18 protein-coding genes are annotated in these 18357 nt (G+C 66.1%); 7 read left to right on the forward strand and 11 right to left on the reverse strand.

Translation table 11 applies throughout. The annotated features are described in order from the left end of the window. Positions 1 to 11: 11 nt before the first annotated feature. The 5 genes from B6K69_RS02935 to B6K69_RS02955 form a co-directional block, all read right to left on the reverse strand. Entirely contained in the window at positions 12 to 1130 is a 1119-nt protein-coding gene (locus B6K69_RS02935) for a twin-arginine translocation signal domain-containing protein (RefSeq protein WP_164681867.1), read from the reverse strand. 161 nt (positions 1131 to 1291) lie between these two features. Continuing rightward, a complete protein-coding gene (locus tag B6K69_RS02940; protein ID WP_123876520.1) occupies positions 1292 to 2416 on the reverse strand; it encodes an extracellular solute-binding protein in 1125 nt (374 codons plus the stop codon). A 343-nt stretch (positions 2417 to 2759) separates the two neighbouring features. Next, positions 2760 to 4205 carry an NAD(P)(+) transhydrogenase (Re/Si-specific) subunit beta gene (locus tag B6K69_RS02945; protein ID WP_108642719.1) on the reverse strand — a complete coding sequence of 482 codons (1446 nt, stop codon included), beginning with the start codon at positions 4203 to 4205 and terminating at the stop codon, positions 2760 to 2762. 10 nt (positions 4206 to 4215) lie between these two features. Continuing rightward, positions 4216 to 5790, reverse strand: a complete 1575-nt coding sequence (locus B6K69_RS02950; protein WP_108644747.1) for a Re/Si-specific NAD(P)(+) transhydrogenase subunit alpha — start codon at positions 5788 to 5790, stop codon at positions 4216 to 4218. Between the two features lie 93 nt (positions 5791 to 5883). Next, positions 5884 to 6360 (reverse strand): methyltransferase family protein, encoded by a 477-nt coding sequence (locus B6K69_RS02955; RefSeq protein WP_108642720.1) that lies wholly within the window; start codon positions 6358 to 6360, stop codon positions 5884 to 5886. Positions 6361 to 6506: 146 nt separating this feature from the next. Between B6K69_RS02955 and kynU the strand changes: the two genes are divergently transcribed. From kynU to B6K69_RS02970, 3 genes are all read left to right on the forward strand, one after another. Then, a complete protein-coding gene (gene kynU, locus B6K69_RS02960; protein WP_108642721.1) occupies positions 6507 to 7703 on the forward strand; it encodes a kynureninase in 1197 nt (398 codons plus the stop codon). Positions 7704 to 7866: 163 nt separating this feature from the next. After that, on the forward strand, positions 7867 to 8703 hold the full coding sequence (kynA, locus tag B6K69_RS02965) for a tryptophan 2,3-dioxygenase (protein WP_108644748.1): 837 nt from the start codon (positions 7867 to 7869) through the stop codon (positions 8701 to 8703). A gap of 168 nt (positions 8704 to 8871) precedes the next feature. Next, positions 8872 to 9852, forward strand: coding sequence for a L,D-transpeptidase (locus tag B6K69_RS02970; RefSeq protein ID WP_228156792.1), 981 nt, complete (start codon positions 8872 to 8874; stop codon positions 9850 to 9852). 77 nt (positions 9853 to 9929) lie between these two features. Here B6K69_RS02970 and B6K69_RS02975 read toward each other — a convergent pair whose 3' ends face one another. Beyond that, entirely contained in the window at positions 9930 to 10616 is a 687-nt protein-coding gene (locus tag B6K69_RS02975) for a D-lyxose/D-mannose family sugar isomerase (RefSeq protein WP_108642722.1), read from the reverse strand. 66 nt (positions 10617 to 10682) lie between these two features. On the opposite strand from B6K69_RS02975, the gene B6K69_RS02980 reads away from it, so the two are divergent. Continuing rightward, positions 10683 to 11042 (forward strand): DUF1304 domain-containing protein, encoded by a 360-nt coding sequence (locus tag B6K69_RS02980; RefSeq protein WP_108642723.1) that lies wholly within the window; start codon positions 10683 to 10685, stop codon positions 11040 to 11042. A 30-nt stretch (positions 11043 to 11072) separates the two neighbouring features. Here B6K69_RS02980 and B6K69_RS02985 read toward each other — a convergent pair whose 3' ends face one another. Continuing rightward, complete coding sequence (locus B6K69_RS02985; RefSeq protein WP_108642724.1) at positions 11073 to 11864, reverse strand: gamma-glutamyl-gamma-aminobutyrate hydrolase family protein; 792 nt, start codon at positions 11862 to 11864, stop codon at positions 11073 to 11075. A gap of 191 nt (positions 11865 to 12055) precedes the next feature. On the opposite strand from B6K69_RS02985, the gene copM reads away from it, so the two are divergent. The 3 genes from copM (at position 12056) to B6K69_RS03000 (ending at position 14061) form a co-directional block, all read left to right on the forward strand. Next, complete coding sequence (copM, locus tag B6K69_RS02990) at positions 12056 to 12421, forward strand: CopM family metallochaperone (protein WP_108642725.1); 366 nt, start codon at positions 12056 to 12058, stop codon at positions 12419 to 12421. 69 nt (positions 12422 to 12490) lie between these two features. Continuing rightward, positions 12491 to 13363: a DMT family transporter gene (locus tag B6K69_RS02995; protein ID WP_108642726.1), complete on the forward strand. Its 873-nt coding sequence runs from the start codon at positions 12491 to 12493 to the stop codon at positions 13361 to 13363. Continuing rightward, positions 13360 to 14061 (forward strand): exopolysaccharide biosynthesis protein, encoded by a 702-nt coding sequence (locus tag B6K69_RS03000; RefSeq protein ID WP_228156793.1) that lies wholly within the window; start codon positions 13360 to 13362, stop codon positions 14059 to 14061. Before B6K69_RS02995 ends, B6K69_RS03000 begins: the two co-directional genes overlap by 4 nt. Here the strand turns inward: B6K69_RS03000 and B6K69_RS03005 are convergent. From B6K69_RS03005 to B6K69_RS03020, 4 genes are all read right to left on the reverse strand, one after another. Further along, positions 14058 to 14750, reverse strand: a complete 693-nt coding sequence (locus tag B6K69_RS03005; protein ID WP_108642728.1) for a hypothetical protein — start codon at positions 14748 to 14750, stop codon at positions 14058 to 14060. The two genes, B6K69_RS03000 and B6K69_RS03005, sit on opposite strands and share 4 nt — an antisense overlap. Before the next feature lie 69 nt (positions 14751 to 14819). Further along, positions 14820 to 15596 (reverse strand): enoyl-CoA hydratase-related protein, encoded by a 777-nt coding sequence (locus B6K69_RS03010; RefSeq protein WP_108642729.1) that lies wholly within the window; start codon positions 15594 to 15596, stop codon positions 14820 to 14822. A gap of 70 nt (positions 15597 to 15666) precedes the next feature. Beyond that, on the reverse strand, positions 15667 to 16116 hold the full coding sequence (locus B6K69_RS03015; RefSeq protein ID WP_107673840.1) for a cytochrome c-type biogenesis protein: 450 nt from the start codon (positions 16114 to 16116) through the stop codon (positions 15667 to 15669). Further along, complete coding sequence (locus tag B6K69_RS03020) at positions 16113 to 18080, reverse strand: heme lyase CcmF/NrfE family subunit (RefSeq protein ID WP_108642730.1); 1968 nt, start codon at positions 18078 to 18080, stop codon at positions 16113 to 16115. The genes B6K69_RS03015 and B6K69_RS03020 overlap by 4 nt, the downstream gene beginning before the upstream one ends. Positions 18081 to 18357 lie beyond the last annotated feature (277 nt).

An 18357-nucleotide genomic window follows, 5' to 3' on the forward strand; every position in this document is an offset into this window, starting at 1 on the left:
GCGGGAAACCGTCAGGCGGCCTTGTACTTGTCGGCGTATTCGCTGCGCTTGGCCACGAATTCGGCGGTCTGCTCGGGCCACCACCACAGCGATTTCAGCGCCGTGTCATCAAAGGTGCCCTTGTAGAAGGCGGCAATCTCCGCATCCATCAGGTCGGGCGCGCCCTTCGCCACCGGGTTCGCCTTGAAGGCGGTGGCCCAGTCGGCCGAGGGCTGCGGCGTGGCGACGAACTTCGCCAGCTCGGCGGCGGCATCCGCGTTCTTCGCGGCCTTCAGCAACGAGAAGCCCTGATTCCAGGCAAAGGCGCCCTCGACCGGCGCGATGTACTTGAAGCCGTCGTTGCGCACGTTGAAGCCGGTCGAATCCCAGCACAGGCCGATGGTGGCGCCATTGGCCTGGAAGCCGGCCACCGCCTCGTTCTCGCCCGACCACCACTGCACCACATTGCCCTTGGCCTTGATCGCCTCGGCCAGCGCGATGTCCCACAGCTCGGTCATGGCCGCCATGTCGACATAGCCATCGCGCCACGGACGCGGCAGCTTGCCCTGCGCTTCCAGCCAGCGGCCCATCGCGGCCAGCGTCGAATGGGGGCGCAGCACGGCCGCGTTGTCGGCGCTGAACAGGTCGCCCAGGCTGGGCGGCGTCGCCAGCTTGGCATCGGCTTCCGACGCGACCAGCGCCTCGGTGCCCCAGACCGACGGCACAATCATCAGCGCGCCGTCAAGGCGCGACATCTCGCCCGCCGCGCCATCGGCCAGACCCGGCAGATAGGCGTCCAGCGCCACCTTCGATTCGTCCCAGGCCTGCAGCAGACCGTTGGCATTGTAGCTGCCCCAGCGGTCGATGGTGGTTTCGATCAGGTCCAGCGCGCCGGTTTCCTGCGCGATCTTGGCTTCGGCATACATGGTCTCGTGATCGGGAACTTCCTTGAAGTTCACCTTGATCCCGGTCGCGGCTTCGAAAGCCGGAAAGACCTTTTCCGCAAGGGTCGGATAGCCGGCCCAGCCGATGAAGTTCAACTCGCCCGACGAGGCAAGCGCCTTGGACGAAATGATCGCGGGCGCGGCCAGAAGGCCCGCACCGGCGGCAGTCGTCTGAAGGAAACGGCGGCGGTTGAGGTGGAAGGTCATGTTCTCTCTCCTGCATGGCGCAAGGCGCGCTGAGCGGTGCCTTGCCACGCCCATGTAACGGTCAAGCGACAGAAAAGTGAACAAAAATAAGGCGGCGCGCGAATCCGCACGCCGCCTTCCGCCTATCAAACGGGGCGCGCTCTGCCGCGCCCCCGGCGGTGTCAGGCCGCCTTGTACTTGTCGGCGTATTCGGTCCGCTTGGCGATGAACTCGGCCGATTGCTCGGGCCACCACCACAGCTTGGCCAGCGCCTCGTCGTTGAAGGTGCCGTTGTAATAGGCCGAAACTTCCGGGTCCATCAGATCGGCCGCGCCCTTGCCCACCGGGTTGGACGAGAAGGCCGAAGCCCAGCCCGCCGCCCCTTCGGCGGTCGAGACGTATTTCACGAACTCATGCGCCTGATCGACGTTCTTGGCGTTCTTCATCAGCACAAAGCCCTGATGCCAGGCAAAGGCCCCTTCCACCGGGGCAACATATTTGTAGCCGTCCTTGCGCAGGTTGAAGCCGGTGGAATCCCAGCACAGGCCGATGGTGGCGCCGTTCGCGGTGAACCCGGCATTGGCCTCGTTCTCGCCCGACCACCACTGCACCACATTGCCCTTGGCCTTGATCGCCTCGGCCAGCGCAATGTCCCACAGCTCGGTCATCGCGGCCATGTCGGTATAGCCGTCCATCCACGGGCGCGGCAGCTTGCCGGTCGCATCCAGCCAGCGGCCCATGGCTGCCAGCGTCGAATGGGGCCGCAGCACGGCCTGGTTCTCGGCGTTGAACAGGTCGCCCAGGCTGGGCGGGGTCGACAGCTTGGCATCGGCCTCGTTCACCACCAGCGATTCCGTGCCCCAGACCGACGGGACATAGAACAGCTTGCCATCGGCGCGCGAACGGTCGCCCGCCGCGCCATCGGCCAGACCCGGCAGATAGTTCGACATCGCCAGCTTGGCTTCGTCGAACGGCGCCAGCAGGCCGTTCGAGTTCCAGCCGCCCCAGCGGTCCAGCGTCGGCTCGATCACGTCGATGCCGCCGGCCTCCAGCGCGACCTTGGCTTCCGCGAACATCGTGTCCTGATCGGGCAGTTCCTTGAAGTTCACCTTGATGCCGGTGGCCTTCTCGAAGGCCGGAAACACCTTTTCGGTCAGGGCGGGATAGCCCGCCCAGCCGACGAAGTTGATTTCGCCCGATGAGGCCAGCGCCTTGGACGAAATAAGGGCAGGCGCGGCCAGAAGACCGGCGCCCGCCGCCGAGGTCTTCAGGAACCGGCGGCGGCTAAGGGGGGTAAGCGTGGTCAAGTTCGTTCTCCCTGGTTGACTTTGGGTCAGTGCACAGCGGTTTGCCCGCTTTTCATTGCTCGGGTCTCGCCCGGCTGACCGATGTCCTCGCCCTGCAGACCGGCAAAGACACAAGGCACGGCACAGAGATCCCAGAGCCGCACCATAGGGCAGCAGCCCCCTCGTCTGTCAACGGACCTGTGGGCCTGCCGGCTGCCGGACGCCGGAATTTGGCGTCTGCCGCAGGGTATGACTGTTTTCTGCACGTCGGATGCACGCAAGATGCCTGTTCCGCAGCAGGGGGCGGCGCCATGAAAAAGGGCGGCCCCGACGGGCCGCCCCCTGTGTCCGGTTTCCCGCGATCTCAGTCGATCATCGGGATCAGCGCATCCAGGCTTTTCTTGGCATCGCCATAGAACATCCGGGTATTGTCCTTATAGAACAACGGGTTCTCGATGCCGGAATAGCCCGTGCCCTGCCCGCGCTTGCTGACGAACACCTGCTTGGCCTTCCAGACCTCCAACACCGGCATCCCGGCGATGGGGGAATTGGGATCTTCCTGCGCCGCCGGGTTCACGATGTCATTGGACCCAATGACGATCACCACATCGGTAGACGGAAAATCTTCATTGATTTCATCCATTTCCAGCACGATGTCATAGGGAACCTTGGCCTCGGCCAGCAGCACGTTCATGTGCCCCGGCAGGCGGCCCGCCACCGGATGGATGGCGAAACGCACCTCTTTCCCCCGCGCCCGCAGCTTCCGCGTCAGCTCGCTGACCGACTGCTGCGCCTGCGCCACCGCCATGCCATATCCCGGCACGATGATCACGCTGTCGGCATCGTTCAAAGCCGCCGCCACTCCCTCGGCATCAATCGCAACCTGCTCACCCGCGATCTCCATCGCCGGGCCAGAGGCATTGCCGAACCCGCCCAGGATCACGCTGATGAAGCTGCGGTTCATCGCCTTGCACATGATGTAGCTGAGGATGGCCCCCGAAGACCCCACCAATGCGCCGGTCACGATCAGAAGGTCGTTGCCCAGCGTGAAGCCGATAGCCGCCGCCGCCCAGCCGGAATAGCTGTTCAGCATCGACACCACGACCGGCATGTCGGCGCCGCCGATGCCCATGATCAGGTGATAGCCGATGAACAGCGCCAGCGCCGTCATCAGGAACAGCGGGAAGATCGACGCGGTCTTGAGGTAAAGCACCAGCATCAGCAGCGACAGGATCGCCGCCCCCGCGTTCAGCAGATGCCCGCCCTGCAACTGCTTGGCCTTGCCATCCACCTTGCCCGCCAGCTTGCCAAAAGCCACGACCGATCCGGTGAAGGTGACGGCCCCGATGAAGATGCCAAGAAAGACCTCGACCCGCAGGATGTTGATCTCGACCGCCGTCTTGTGCGCCAGAACGGCGGCAAAGCCCGCCAGCGCCGACCGCGCCGTTTCATCCATCGCGGCCACGCGGGCGGCCTCGATATGGGCGTTCAGCCCGATGAACACCGCCGCGAGACCAACGAAGCTATGCAGCGCTGCCACAAGCTGCGGCATCTCGGTCATCTGCACCCGCGTCGCCGCCATGTAACCAAGCGCCGAGCCCCCGGCCAGCATGACGATCAGGAAGAACCAGCCGAAGAAGCCAAGGCTGACTTCCGGTCCGAAGATGGTGCCAATGACGGCAATCGCCATGCCGACGATGCCGTACCAGACGGCGCGCTTGGCGCTTTCCTGGCCCGACAGCCCGCCAAGGCTGAGAATGAACAGAACGGCAGCCGCGATATAGGCGCCCTGGGTCAATCCGATGCTCATGGCCCTACCCTCACGACTTCTGGAACATGGCCAGCATCCGGCGCGTGACCAGGAAGCCGCCGACGATATTGATAGTGGCGATCAGAACCGAGACCGCCGCCAGGATCAGCACGAAGAAGTTGCCTGACCCGATCTGCAACAGCGCCCCCAGCACGATGATGCCGGAAATCGCGTTGGTCACCGCCATCAGCGGCGTGTGCAGGCTGTGGCTGACGTTCCAGATCACCTGGAAGCCCACGAAACAGGCCAGCACGAAAACGATGAAATGCGACATAAAGCTGGCGGGGGCATACAGCCCCACCAGACCCATCAGCGCCCCGCCGGCGGCCAGCATGACCACCTGATTGCGGGTCTGCTGCTTGAAAGCCGCAACCTCTTGCGCCCGGCGTTCTTCCGGGGTCAGTTCCCTGGCCTTTTCCTTCGGCTTGGCGGCTGCAATGGCCTGAACCTTGGGCGGCGGCGGCGGATAGGTGATCGCCCCGTCATGCGCCACCGTGGCGCCACGGATCACGTCATCTTCCATGTTGTGGACGATGACGCCATCCTTCTTCGGTGTAAGGTCCGCCAGCATGTGACGGATATTGTTGGAATAAAGGCTTGAGGCCTGCGTCGCCATCCGGCTGGGGAAATCGGTATAGCCGACGATGGTCACGCCATTGTCGGTGACGATCTTCTGGTCCGGCACCGTCAGGTCGCAGTTGCCGCCGCGCTCTGCCGCCAGATCGACGATCACGCTGCCGCGCTTCATCGCGCGCACCATGTCCTCGGTCCACAGCTTCGGGGCCGGGCGGCCCGGGATCAGCGCTGTGGTGATCACGATGTCCATTTCCGGGGCCAGCTCGCGGAATTTCTTGAGCTGGGCCTCGCGGAACTCGGGGCTGGAAGGCGCCGCATAGCCGCCCGTCGCCGCGCCGTCCTGCGTCTGTTCGGCGAAGTCGAGATAGACGAACTCGGCCCCCATGGATTCAATCTGTTCGGCCACTTCGGGACGCACATCGAAGGCATAGGTGATGGCGCCCAGGCTGACGCTGGCGCCGATCGCGGCCAGACCGGCCACACCCGCCCCCACCACCAGCACCTTGGCCGGCGGCACCTTGCCCGCTGCCGTGACCTGCCCGGTGAAGAAGCGGGGAAAGTTGTTCGCCGCCTCGATCACCGCGCGGTAGCCGGCCAGATTGGCCGTCGAGGACAGCGCATCCATCTTCTGCGCGCGGGAAATCCGCGGCACCATGTCCATGGCAATGACGGACGCGCCCTGTGCCTTGACGGTTTCCAGAAGGTCCGGGTTCTGCGCCGGCCAGAAGAAGCTGATCAGGGTCTGCCCCTGCCGCAGCGCCTTGGCTTCCTTTTCCTCGGGGCCACGCACCTTGACCACCACATCGGCGGCCGCGAGCACGGCCTTGGCATCGGCCAGCACATCGACCCCTGCCGCCGCATAGGCGGCATCGGTGAAGCCGGCCTTGTCGCCCGCACCCGACTGGATGCAGCAGCTATGGCCCAGCTTCTGAATGGCAAGCGCCGACTCTGGCGTCATCGCCACCCGGTTCTCACCCGCAAACACTTCCGTCAAAGCACCGATTTTCACCGTCATAGCCTCCTGTGGCGGCCGTTATCGTTCTTCGTGCCTATGCGTTGCGCAACTTTCTTTCAATCCCGAATTGCGGATTGACCGAATGTCTCATCGCCGCAGGCCGTTACCAAAGGGAACCCCGATCAGCCAGCGCGCGGTGCCGGCCGCCCATGCGTCGAAACCGGCACCAAAGCGGGCGCGCAGCCGCGCTTCTTCATCAAGAATGAAGCGGGTTTCGATGATCCAGACGAATCCTGCCAGCAGGGGCAACGCCCAAGGCGCATTGAAGCCAAGGCAGGCGCCCGCGACCACCATCAGATCGCCCAGATAGATCGGATTGCGCGACCAGGCGAAAGCCCCGCCGGTCACCAGAACCGATGGCATCTGGCGCGGAATCACCGTGGTCCGGGCCAGGGCCATCTGCGCCCCCGCCACCGCCATCAGCGCAACGCCGGCCAGCGCCAGCAGCATCCCCAGGGCCGGACCGACCGGCGACAGGAAATCCCAGGGCCAGACGCGGCCCAAACCCCAGGCCAAGGCTACCGCCGCCATCGTCCACACCGGCGGCCAATCCAGCGCCTTCATGCCCTGCTCCTGCTGCAAATCCCGCGACAGCCGACACTGGCGCAGGCCATGACCGGAACGCAAGCGGCCTCAAGGACGCATCCCGGAACGGCGGGGCTGGAGGAATCCGCCACAGTAAGGCATGACAGGGCCAAGAGGAGCGCCCCATGACCACAGATTTCGCCGCCACAAAACGCCAGTTCCTGCTGCCCGAAGGGGTAATCTACCTTGATGGAAACTCGCTGGGGCCATTGCCCCGCGGCGTGGCCGAACGGTTGCAGACCACCGTGGCCGATGAATGGGGCCAGATGCTGATCCGCGGCTGGAACACCGCCGGCTGGATGGACATGCCCGCCCGCGTAGGCAACCGGATCGCCCGTCTGGTGGGGGCCGAACCGGGCAGCGTCGTCATGGGCGACACGCTCTCGATCAAGGTCTACCAGGCGCTGGCGTCGGCGCTGGAACTGGTGCCGGGCCGGCGGGTGATCCTGTCCGACACCGGCAACTTCCCGTCCGACCTGTATATCGCGGACGGCCTTGTCCGCACGCTGGGCGACGGCCACGCGCTAAAGACCGTGGCGCCCGAGGCGGTGGAAGACGCCATCGACGGCAGTGTCGGCGTGGTCATGGTGACCGAGGTGGACTATCGCACCGGCCGCCGCCACGACATGGCCCGGCTGGCCGCCAAGGCCCATGCGCATGGCGCGCTGCTGGTCTGGGATCTGGCCCATTCCGCCGGGGCCTTCCCGGTGCATCTGGCGCGCGACGGGGCCGATTTCGCGGTGGGATGCACCTACAAATATCTGAACTCGGGCCCCGGCGGCCCGGCCTTCATCTATGTGGCGCCACGCCATCAGGACGCCGCCCGCCCCGCCCTGTCCGGCTGGCTGGGGCATGAGGTGCCCTTTGCCTTCGATCTGGACTACCGCCCCGGCGCCGGGATCGAGCGGATGCGGGTCGGCACGCCGCCGATCCTGCAACTGGCCGCGCTGGATGCCGCGCTGGATGTGTGGGCCGGCGTCGATCTGGACGACCTGCGCGCCCGCGCGCTGGCCCTGCAGGACCGTTTCATCGCCGCGGTCGAGGCCGCCTGCCCTATGCTGACGCTGGCCACGCCGCGGGATCATGGTCAGCGCGGCAGCCAGGTCAGCTTCCGCCACGCGGAAGGCTATGCCATCATGCAGGCGCTGATCGCCGAAGGGGTGATCGGCGACTTCCGCGCGCCCGACATCCTGCGCTTCGGCATCACGCCGCTGTACATCGACGAAGGCGACATCGACCGCGCCGCGGCGATCCTGGCCCGCATCATGACCACCGGATCGTGGGACCAGCCGCAGTTCAAGGCCCGCGCCCGCGTGACCTGAGGACCAGAGCCATGCTTGCCGCCGCCACACCGCGCCTGCCCCTGTGCCGCCCCGCCGGCTGGGTTGCGCTGTGGCGGCGTCTGGGCAACCTGTCGATCCTGTCCTGCCGGAGGCTGCGTTTCCGTCCCTGATCCGATCTTACGTCACCAGGAGAAAACGCATGATCACCTGCCCCTTCAACCCCGCCGAGGATGGCGCCCAGATGGCCTTCGATGGCCGCATGTCCTATGGCGACTATCTTCGCATCGACCAGATCCTTGATGCGCAGGCGATGCTGACGCCCGCGCATGACGAGATGCTGTTCATCATCCAGCACCAGACCTCGGAACTTTGGATGCGTCTGGCCCTGCACGAGCTGGACGCCGCGCGCCGCAAGATCGCGGCCAATACTCCGCATGAGGCGTTCAAGATGCTGGCGCGGATCGCTCGCATCTTCGAACAGCTCAACAGCGCCTGGGATGTGCTGCGGACCATGACCCCCAGCGACTATTCCACCTTCCGGGCCGGGCTTGGCCAGTCGTCGGGCTTCCAGTCCTGGCAATACCGGCTGATCGAATATGCCGTCGGCAACCGCAACCTTGCCATGCTGAAGCCCCATGCCCACCGTCCCGACCTGACCGCCCGGCTTGAGGCCGAACTTGCCCGCCCCAGCCTGTATGACGAGGCGCTGCGCCATCTGGCCCGCTATGGCCTGCCCGTGCCCGAGGCCGTGCTGACGCGCGATCTGCGGGCGCCGTGGGTCCATGACGCCGGCGTTCAGGCCGCGTGGGAAATCGTCTACCGCGATCCGCAAAAGCACTGGGCGGCCTACGAGCTTGCCGAAAAGCTGGTGGATTTCGAGGACTACTTCCGCCGCTGGCGCTTCAATCACCTGACAACGGTCGAACGGGTGATCGGCTTCAAGCGCGGCACGGGCGGCACCTCGGGCGTGGCCTATCTGCGCCGGATGCTTGACATCCAGCTTTTCCCCGAACTCTGGGCGCTGCGCACCACGCTTTGAACCGGGGCTCCGGTCGCGGCAAAGGGCCGGCGAAAACGCAGGATTCTCACAATCCTGTCATCGCCGGCCCCCAAGCGCGGTTTGACGCAGCGGCGGGCTTCCTTTAGGGTCCGGGAAATTGTGGCCGGAAACATGTGTTTCCGGAACGTGAAAAGAATGAGCCAAACGATGCGCGCGACCAGTTTTTCCGCCCTTTTGAAACTTTCTGCCATGGCGGTTCTGTCCGCAGGTCTTCTCAGCGCCTGCGTCGAGACTACGGTTCCGGGCGCGGCGCCTGCTGCGGCACCTGTGGTCACGGAAAACGTCTATGTGGCCAAGTCCGATGGCCAGTTCACGGTTCCCGCCCTGCCCGTCGAGAAGATCCCCGAACCCTATCGCCGCCAGGTGGTGGATTACACCACCGATCAGGCGCCCGGGACCATCATCATCGACCCGGCCCACAAGGTTCTGTATTACGTCACCGGCAAGAACAAGGCGATCCGCTACGGTATCGCCGTGGGCAAGGCCGGCTTCCAATGGTCGGGTGAGGCGATTGTTGCCAACAAGCGCCCCTGGCCGACCTGGACCCCGCCCAAGGAAATGATCGCCCGCAAGCCGGAACTGTCGAAATGGGAAAAAGGCCAGCCGGGCGGCCCGACCAACCCGCTGGGCGCCCGCGCCATCTATCTGACGTCGGGCGGCGTCGATTACGGCTACCGCATCCACGGCACGCCGGAATGGCAGTCGATCGGCCGCAACGCTTCGTCGGGCTGCATCCGCATGATCAACCAGGACGTGATGGACCTGTATGAGCGCGTCACCGGCGGGGAAAAGGTGATCGTGCTGACCGCTTCGGGCGAAATGCCCAAGGGCCTGTCGATTCCGAAGCCCCCGGCGGTGAAGAAGACCGCAGCCCCGGCGCAGCCGAAGGCCTCCGCCCCGGCCGTGGTGCCTGCGCTGTCGGTCCTGCCGCCGCCGTCCATCGTGACCGGGCCGGCTGCCGCCACGCCCGCGGTGGCCCCGGCCACAACCCCAGCCCCGGCCGCACCGGCCGCCACCACCCTGCCGGCCCCGGCGGCAACTGCCCCGGCCGCAGCGCCGGCCGAAGACACCGTGATGCCGGCGACCTGCCCGGTGCCGCTGGTTGATGGCAAGTGCCCGCAGGGCTGATCTGCACGCCACATATCGCGAATGACAAAGGGCCGCCCATCGGCGGCCCTTTTCAATGGGCGGCAACTGCCTGGCGGTCAGCCCAGCCAGCGGTCGTAGTCGCTGACCAGCAGATGCGTCGGCGCCACGTCTTCCTCGATCTCGGCAAAGCGGCCGATGGGTTCGCGGAAGATGTTGTCGGTCAGGTCGTCGTTCACGGTCGAAACCTCGCCGATCAGGACATCGCCGCCCTCGCCCCAGAAGGCGTGCCAGTCGCCCGGCATCAGCGTGACGCTTTCCCCCGGCGCCAGTTTCAGCTTGTCGCCCGGGCCATAGGGCCGGTCGATGCCGTCACAGCGCACCAGCCCGCCGCGATCCTCGGCAAAGCGGCCCTGATCATCGCTGCCATAAAGCTCGACCACCAGCGTCGCGCCGCCACGGTTGATGATGTCCTCGGCCTTCAGGATATGGGTGTGCATCGGCGAAAGCTGGTCTTGCCGGCTGATCAGCAGCTTTTCGGCATAGCACATGCCACCGCCCCGCTGCAGGTCTGACAGGCTGCCGTTGCGCAGGGTGAACAGGAAAAGCCCCATCTCGTCGAACCGGCCTTCGCCGTAATCGGTGATGTCCCAGCCGCAGCGCGCGCCAATCACCCGGCTTGCCGAAGCCGCGCGGGCCTTGAATTCGTCCGGCGACCAATAGGCAAACGGCGGCAGCGCAAAGCCGTGATGGCGGATCATTTCATCCGCAGCCGCCATGATGTCGTTGATGCGTGAGCGTTTCATTGCACCCCTCCCGATGTTGGCGCTAACTATACCGGCGGCAAGGGGCGCGGCAAGCAGGGGACAGTCATGATTGCGCAAGTGTTGGTCGGGGTGGTGGCGGCGATCCACCTTTACATCGTGGTTCTGGAAATGGTGCTGTGGACCACCCCCAAGGGACGGCAGGTGTTCGGGACCACGGCCGAATTCGCCGAAACCTCAAAAGTGCTGGCGGCCAATCAGGGGCTTTACAACGGGTTCCTTGCCGCCGGGCTGATCTGGGCCAGCGTCACGGGATTGCAGGCCGCAGGCTGGCAAATGGCCGTCTTCACCCTGCTTTGCGTGATTGCTGCCGGGCTTTACGGGGCCGCCACCGTCTCGCGCCGAATCCTGTTCGTGCAGGCGGTGCCCGCCGCACTGGCCCTGCTGACGCTGTTTCTGAAGATCTAGCGCGCCAAAGTCCGCGACAGGGCAAATCGGTCAGGCGACGCCTGTCACCATCGGGCGCCGGCCCGCAGCCCAATCGGCGCAGGCCGCGCCAAAGGCGTGGAACAGCGGGCGCGACACCGGGTCTTCGCCCGCCTGCCATTCCGGGTGCCATTGCACCGACAGGGTAAAGCCGGGCGCGTCGCGGACATAGATCGCCTCGGGCGTGCCGTCCGGGGCCACGCCGTCGATCACGATGCGCGCACCGGGCCGCGCGATGCCTTGGCCGTGCAGCGTGTTGGTCATCACCTCTTCCGCGCCCATCAGCCGGTGGAACACGCCCCCCGGCGTGAAACGCACCGCATGGCGCAGCGCGAATTTCTCCTCAAGCGAACCATCGGGCGGCATCCGGTGATTCATCCGCCCCGGCAGATCGCGGATCTCGGGGTGCAGCGAACCGCCCATGGCAACGTTCACTTCCTGAAAGCCGCGGCAGATGCCGATGAAGGGCTGGCCCCGGTCCACGCAAGCCCGCACCAGCGGCAGCGTGATCGCATCGCGCCCCCGGTCAAAGGCGCCATGGGCCGGTGTCTCTTCCTCGCCCCAGGCACTGGGGTGAACATTGGGCCGCCCGCCCGTCAGCAGAAAGCCGTCGCACAGGTCCAGCAGATCCTCGACCGATACAAGCCGGGGGTCAGACGGAATGATCAGCGGCAGACAGCCGGCCACATCGGCCACCGCCTCGGAATTCATCCGGCCAACGGCGTGCACCTCATACTGATCGTTCAACGCATGGGCGTTGCCGATGATGCCAACGACAGGACGGCGAGAATTGGGCTTGGCCATGGGCACGACATCCGAAAACACGCAATGTGGATGCAACACTAGCCCCGGTATGGGCCCCGGTGAAGTGCAAAGCCGCGCACAGTCGCTCTCTCCTCCTGCACCTTTGGTGTCCGCTCACCCGGACGTGACTTTCCTTCCAGCCGCAGGAACCTGCGAGAAGAGAGGCCGTCCCACCGCGCAGGAGATGCCCGATGTTCCGCCGCCTTGCCCTGATCACCGCCGCCACGTTTGCCCTGACCGGCCTGCCCCTGCTGGCCGAAGGCACCATGGACCATACCGGCCACATGATGACCGGCGCCGAAAGCGCCTCGACCCTTGCCTTTATGGAGGCCAATGCGAAGATGCACGGCGATATGACCATCGCCTTCACCGGCGATGCCGATGTCGATTTCATCCGTGGCATGATCCCCCACCATCAGGGCGCCATCGACATGGCGCGCATCGTGCTGGAACACGGCAAAGACCCCGAGATCCGCAAGCTGGCCGAGGGCATCATTGCAGCCCAGGAACAGGAAATAGCCTGGATGCAGGACTGGCTGGCCCGCCACGGCCAATAATCGCCGCAACCGGCGATCTGTCGTTTCCAGACGGCCGGACCCGGGCATTTGGCCCTAGGGTCCGGCCGCATGACAGAACCGCGCCCCCTGATCGGCATCGGCCTCATGCTTCTGGCCATGTCGATCCTGCCCTTCATCGACGTGCTGGCCAAGTTCCTTGGACAGGCCGGCCTGCCCATCGTTCTGGTGGTCTGGGCGCGTGCCGTCTTCGGATCTCTGGTCACGCTGCCCTTCGCGCTGCGGGCGGCCGGTCCAGCGGCCTTGCGACCTGAAAACCCTTTTCAACACCTTGGCCGCGCCCTTTTGCTGTTCAGCGCAACCTTCTGCTTCTTCGAGGCGCTCAAGTACCTTCCCATTGCAGATGCGCTGGCGATCTTCTTCGTCAACCCGCTGGTGATCACGGCCCTTTCCGCCCTGGTCTTGCGCGAAACGGTCGGCCCGCGCCGCTGGGCCGCTGTCGCCTTCGGGTTTCTGGGCACGCTGGTTATCATCCGCCCCGGCCTTGTCGAGATGAACCCCGGCACGCTGCTGGCGCTTGCGGCGGGGTTTGCTCTTGGCAGCTATTTCGTGATGACCCGCGCCATGGCGGCCCGGGCCGAGGCCTCGGTGCTGACCTTCCAGACCAATATCATCGGGTCGGCCCTGCTGACCGCGCTTCTGCCGCTGGTCTGGCAGGCGCCAACCGTGCCGCAATGGCTGATGCTGATCGGCATCGGCCTGATCGCCACACTGGGCCACCTGCTGATCACCCGCGCCTATGTTCATGCCGAGGCGTCGCTGCTGGCGCCGCTGGCCTTCACCGAAATCGTGATGGCCACCATCCTGGGCTGGTGGTATTTCGGCGACTGGCCCGACAGATGGACCTTTGCAGGTGTGACGATGCTGATTGCTTCGGCGGTGTATATTTCCTGGCGCGAGCGTCAGGCCACGGCCCGCCCGTGACAGAGGACAGCCCTCCTGCGGCCGGGGCGCAACCCGTGGTGCCCGACGCCGACTGGTCGGCGCATCATCCCGGCCCCCCGCCGCCCGCACCGCGCCCCCGGCCGCCGCGCCTGAGCGAAATCCTGTCCACCTTGGCCGAGGATGAAAGCCGCGACCGCGTGGCCATTGCCGACATGCTGGAAACCATGCGGGCCCGCGCCTTCGGGGCGCTGCTGCTGATCTTTGCCTTTCCGAACATCCTGCCCTCGCCGCCGGGGCTGGCGGGCATCCTTGGCCTGCCGCTGATCTTCCTGTCCACCCAGATGATGCTGGGCATCTCGCCCTGGCTGCCGCAGGTCATCGCCCGCCGCTCGATGCCGCGCAGCACTTTCGCGGGCATGGTCACCCGGCTGACCCCGTGGCTGGAACGGGCAGAGCGCCTGTTGAAGGCGCGGCTTCAGATGCTGGCCTGGCCCGTATCGCAGCGGCTGATCGGCGGGGTCTGCCTGATCCTGTCCATCGCGCTGGCGCTGCCGATTCCCTTTGCGAACATGGCGCCCTCGGTGGCGATCTGTCTGATCGGCCTTGGCGTTCTGGAACGGGACGGCGTGTGGATCATGATCGGCCTTGCCGCCGCGACCGGCGCGCTGATCTATGTCGCGGGCCTTGGCTACGCGCTGCTCAAGTCGGCGCTTTTCGTGCTGGCCAACGCCTTCTAGCCGCGGCGGCGCCGCATCAGCCGTTCCTCGACCCGGCCCTTGACCAGCCAGGCCACCGCGAAGGCCCAGATGGCGATGGCCTCGAACCACAGGATCAGCATCCCGTCGCTGACCAGTTTCTGCGGCCCCTCCGGCCCGCGGATGCGGAACCATGACGCGACGATGACCGCGCCCGCCATGATCAGGATCGTCCAGCCGCAGGCCCGGTAGATGCGCCGGCGCAGCGGGCGGGCGGTGCGGGCGAACTTGCGCAGGCAGACCGCCGCCAGGGCGCAGAGAAAGACGATGGCACTGGCGTAATGCGCCAGCGCCGCAACCTTGTAGCCAAAAGCCTGCTGGGTGATCGAGCCCAGCAGATTGGCATTGGTCCGCACCTCGTTCGGGAAATAGGCCACGCCGAAGGCCGCGATGCCGGCCACCGTTGTCATCAGGTCATCCGAGACATGTTCGCCCCTGCCCCGCGAATGGCCCGGATAGGCGATCAGGAACAGCCCGATTGCCGTCAGAACGCCCACGAAGGCGTCGCGCATCAGCGTGTGGTAATAGTCGGAAATCGACGGCTCTATGCTGTGCTGGCTGGCCAGACCGCCCACGATCAGCACCAAAGGCAGCGCCAGGCCCAGCCAACCCAGGGTGCGGCGCATCCGGTAATAGGCGCGCAGAACATCGTCGCGGTCGGTGTCGGTCATCGGGGGCTCCGGGGCGGTCACGGCGACCGGAACTATGCCGCAGCCGCGCCCGCGCCGGAAGGTGCCGGTTCAGCCGCCGCGAAACCGGGGCGCGCGCTTTTCCAGAAACGCCATGACGCCTTCGCGGAAATCGGCGCTGCGGCCACATTCGCCCTGCAACCGCGCCTCCAGCGCCAGCGCGCCACCAAGGTCAAGATCAAAGCTGGTCCGAAGCGCCTGTTTCAGCGCGCGATAGGCCACGGTCGGGCCATTGGCCAGATGCGCTGCCCGCGCCGTCACCACCGCCTCGAATTCGGCATCGGGCACCGCTTCCCAGATCATGCCCCAATCGGCGGCCTGCCGGGCGCTGATCTTTTCGGCAAAAAGGGCCGCCCCCATGGCGCGGGCCAGCCCGATCTGGCGCGGCAACCAATGCGTGCCGCCGGCATCGGGGATCAGCCCGATCCGCGTGAAGGCCTGGATGAAGCTGGCGCTTTCGGTGGCGATCACCACGTCGCAGGCCAGCGCCAGATTGGCCCCTGCCCCGGCCGCCGCCCCGTTGACCGCCGCAATCACCGGCACCGGACAGTCGGTGATCAGCCGCAGCAGCGGCACATATTCATTGTTGAGGATGCCCTCGAAATCGACCGCCGCGATGGATTGCGCATCCTGCAGATCCTGCCCCGAGCAGAAGGCCCGTCCGGTGCCCGTCAGCACGATGCAGCGCGCCGAGGTCTGCGCCTGCCGCAGCGCCTCGGCCAGTTCGCGGCGCAGAAGCGAGGACAGTGCATTCATCACCTCGGGCCGGTTCAGCGCGATGGTCGTCACGCCGCCAGCCTCGGTTACCCGGATCGTTTCCCACGCCATTCGATGCCCCTCCCGCAACTTGCGGGCAGGATGGCGTGGCGCGCGCCGGCCCGCAAAGGGGAACGCGGCGTCACTTCTTCAGGATTTCCTCCAGCCGCGCCTGTTCATCGGCGGAAAGGCCATCCTCGGGCGTGGGTTTGCGGCGAAAGGTGGCAAAGGCAATGCCGCCGGCCACCAGCAGCATCGCGGGGCCGGCCAGCCACAGGATCAGGTTCGATCCGCTGACACGCGGGTTGAACAGCACGAATTCGCCATAGCGGTCGACCAGAAAGTCGATCACCTGTTCGTCGCTGTCCCCGGCGGTCAGCCGCTCGCGGATGATGATGCGCAGGTCGCGGCTGATCGCGGCGTTGGAATCGTCGATGGATTCGCCCTGACAGACAGGGCAGCGGATCTGCCGGCTGATGTCGCGCGCCCGCGCCTCAAGTACGGGATCGGCCAGCATCTCGTCGGGCTGCACCGCAAGCGCAGGCGTGGCGGCCAGCAGCAGGGCCAGAAGGGCAGCGCGGAGGGCGGTCATTCGGCGGGCACTCCGGCCAGCCGGGTCTTGGCCGCCCCGGCCGCCACGCGATAGCGGCGGTCGGTCAGGCTGAGCAACCCGCCAAGCGCCATCAGCGCGCAGCCGGTCCACAGCCAGCTTGCGAAAGGCTCGATATAGCCGCGCACCGCCCAGCCACCGGCCGGCTGGGGATCGCCGATCACCAGATAAAGATCGCGGAAGGCGCCCTGATGGATCGCGGCCTCGGTCGTGGGCATCGCCTGCACAGGATAGACCCGCTTTTCGGGATAAAGCGTCGCCACCGCCGCGCCGGCCTTGGTCACCACCATCTCGGCCATGGTCGAGGTGTAGTTCGGCCCCGGAACCTGACGCACATCCTTGAGCGTGATCTCATAGGCGCCAAGGGGGAATGTCTCGCCCAGTTGGGCCACGCGGATAACCTCGACCTTCCAGGAATGAAGCGCGGCCACGGCGAAGATCACGATGCCCAGGCCGGCGTGGGCGGTGGCCTTGCCCCAGTCTGCCCTTGGCAGGCGGAACAGCCTGCCAAGCCGGTTTCCGCCGCGGCCGGTGCGGCTCCACAGGTCAAGCGCAGCCCCCAGCACCACCCAGGCCGCAAGCGCCACGCCCACCGGGCCAAGCGCCGACCGTCCGGTCTGCATCGCAAAGGCCAGCCCGCCCAAGGCAACGGCCAGCACCAGCACCGGCCCAAGCCCCGCCAGCGCCCGGCCCAGATTGCCGCGCTTCCACGCCAGCATCGCCCCCGCCGGCAGGATCACCGCCAGCACCACGATGAAGGGCGTGAAGGCCGCGTTGAAGAACGGCTCGCCCACGGAAACGGTGCGCCCGATCACAACCTCGGCCAGAAGCGGCCAGATCGTGCCGATGAAAACCACGAAAGCCGACACCGCCAGAAGGATGTTGTTCGCCACCAGGGCGCTTTCGCGGCTGACCAGCCCGAACAGCCCCTTCGCCTCCATCACCCCGGCCCGCAGCGCAAAAAGTAGCAGCGCACCGCCGGTGAAGAAGGCAAGGATCGCCAGGATGAACACGCCCCGCGCCGGATCGCTTGCGAAGGAATGGACCGAGGTGATGACGCCCGAGCGCACGATGAAGGTGCCGATCAGCGAGAAGCCGAAGGCAAGGATCGACAGCAGGATGGTCCAGCTTTTCAGCGATTCCCGCTTTTCCACCACGATGGCGGAATGCAGCAGTGCCACCGCCAGCAGCCAGGGCATGAAACTGGCGTTCTCGACCGGGTCCCAGAACCAGAACCCGCCCCAGCCCAGTTCGTAATAGGCCCACCAGGACCCAAGGGCGATGCCGATGGTCAGGAAGACCCAGGCGCTCAGCGTCCAAGGCCGGACCCAACGCGCCCAGGCGGCATCGACGCGGCCCTCGATCAGGGCGGCGACGGCAAAGGAAAACGCCATCGAAAGCCCGACATAGCCCAGGTAAAGGAACGGCGGATGGAAGGCGAGACCGGGGTCTTGCAACAGCGGGTTCAGATCCTGCCCGTTCAACGGAGGCTCGGCCAGCCGCCAGAACGGGTTTGAGGTGAAGATCAGAAAGGCCAGAAACGCCACCCCGATGGACCCCTGCACCGCAATCACCCGCGCGCGCAGCGTGGCCGGCAGATTGGCCCCGAACCACGCCACCGCCGCCCCGAACAGCGCCAGGATCAGCACCCAGAGCAGAAGCGACCCCTCATGATTGCCCCAGACGCCGCTGACCTTGTAGAGCATCGGCTTCAGCGTGTGGCTGTTGGCCGTCACCACCGCCAGCGAGAAATCCGACACCACGAAGGCCCAGGTCAGAACCCCAAAGGCAAAGGCGACCAGCGCAAGCTGCGTCACCGCGGCGGGGGCCGCCAGCGCCATCAGCGCCGGGTTGCGCTGCTGCGCGCCCCACAGCGGCACGACGGTCTGCAAGACTGCCACCATCAGGGCAAGGATCAGGGCAAAATGGCCTAGCTCGACGATCATCTGGCGGTCTCCTTCGCGCGGTATCCTACCGGGCACCGATGGCGGATGCCATGGGCTGCGCGAATGGGTCGCGCCATTGTGCATCTGCCAGATGCCTTTTGCAGCGGCAGACCGCAAACGGCTGGCCCGCCGCGCCGACCGTGCGAAAGATCATGCCCGGGGGAAAAACGTGTTCGACCGGCCAACCCGGTCGAAATGACCCCGACCGGGGCCGGGGGCGCTGCCCCCGGACCCCCGGGGTATTTTCGCCAACTGGACGGGCAAGACATCTTCCGCT

Origin of the sequence: Pseudogemmobacter blasticus (assembly GCF_003071405.1) — a bacterium.
GTDB lineage: Bacteria > Pseudomonadota > Alphaproteobacteria > Rhodobacterales > Rhodobacteraceae > Pseudogemmobacter > Pseudogemmobacter blasticus.

What these genes read in the sequence shown, in the direction of transcription:
- B6K69_RS02935 (WP_164681867.1), bottom strand. Translation starts at nt 1,130, where the DNA reads ATGACCTTCCACCTCAACCGCCGCCGTTTCCTTCAGACGACTGCCGCC.
- B6K69_RS02945 (WP_108642719.1), bottom strand. Translation starts at nt 4,205, where the DNA reads ATGAGCATCGGATTGACCCAGGGCGCCTATATCGCGGCTGCCGTTCTG.
- B6K69_RS02955 (WP_108642720.1), bottom strand. Translation starts at nt 6,360, where the DNA reads ATGAAGGCGCTGGATTGGCCGCCGGTGTGGACGATGGCGGCGGTAGCC.
- kynU (WP_108642721.1), top strand. Translation starts at nt 6,507, where the DNA reads ATGACCACAGATTTCGCCGCCACAAAACGCCAGTTCCTGCTGCCCGAA.
- B6K69_RS02970 (WP_228156792.1), top strand. Translation starts at nt 8,872, where the DNA reads ATGCGCGCGACCAGTTTTTCCGCCCTTTTGAAACTTTCTGCCATGGCG.
- B6K69_RS02975 (WP_108642722.1), bottom strand. Translation starts at nt 10,616, where the DNA reads ATGAAACGCTCACGCATCAACGACATCATGGCGGCTGCGGATGAAATG.
- B6K69_RS02980 (WP_108642723.1), top strand. Translation starts at nt 10,683, where the DNA reads ATGATTGCGCAAGTGTTGGTCGGGGTGGTGGCGGCGATCCACCTTTAC.
- B6K69_RS02985 (WP_108642724.1), bottom strand. Translation starts at nt 11,864, where the DNA reads ATGGCCAAGCCCAATTCTCGCCGTCCTGTCGTTGGCATCATCGGCAAC.
- copM (WP_108642725.1), top strand. Translation starts at nt 12,056, where the DNA reads ATGTTCCGCCGCCTTGCCCTGATCACCGCCGCCACGTTTGCCCTGACC.
- B6K69_RS02995 (WP_108642726.1), top strand. Translation starts at nt 12,491, where the DNA reads ATGACAGAACCGCGCCCCCTGATCGGCATCGGCCTCATGCTTCTGGCC.
- B6K69_RS03005 (WP_108642728.1), bottom strand. Translation starts at nt 14,750, where the DNA reads ATGACCGACACCGACCGCGACGATGTTCTGCGCGCCTATTACCGGATG.
- B6K69_RS03010 (WP_108642729.1), bottom strand. Translation starts at nt 15,596, where the DNA reads ATGGCGTGGGAAACGATCCGGGTAACCGAGGCTGGCGGCGTGACGACC.
- B6K69_RS03015 (WP_107673840.1), bottom strand. Translation starts at nt 16,116, where the DNA reads ATGACCGCCCTCCGCGCTGCCCTTCTGGCCCTGCTGCTGGCCGCCACG.
- B6K69_RS03020 (WP_108642730.1), bottom strand. Translation starts at nt 18,080, where the DNA reads ATGATCGTCGAGCTAGGCCATTTTGCCCTGATCCTTGCCCTGATGGTG.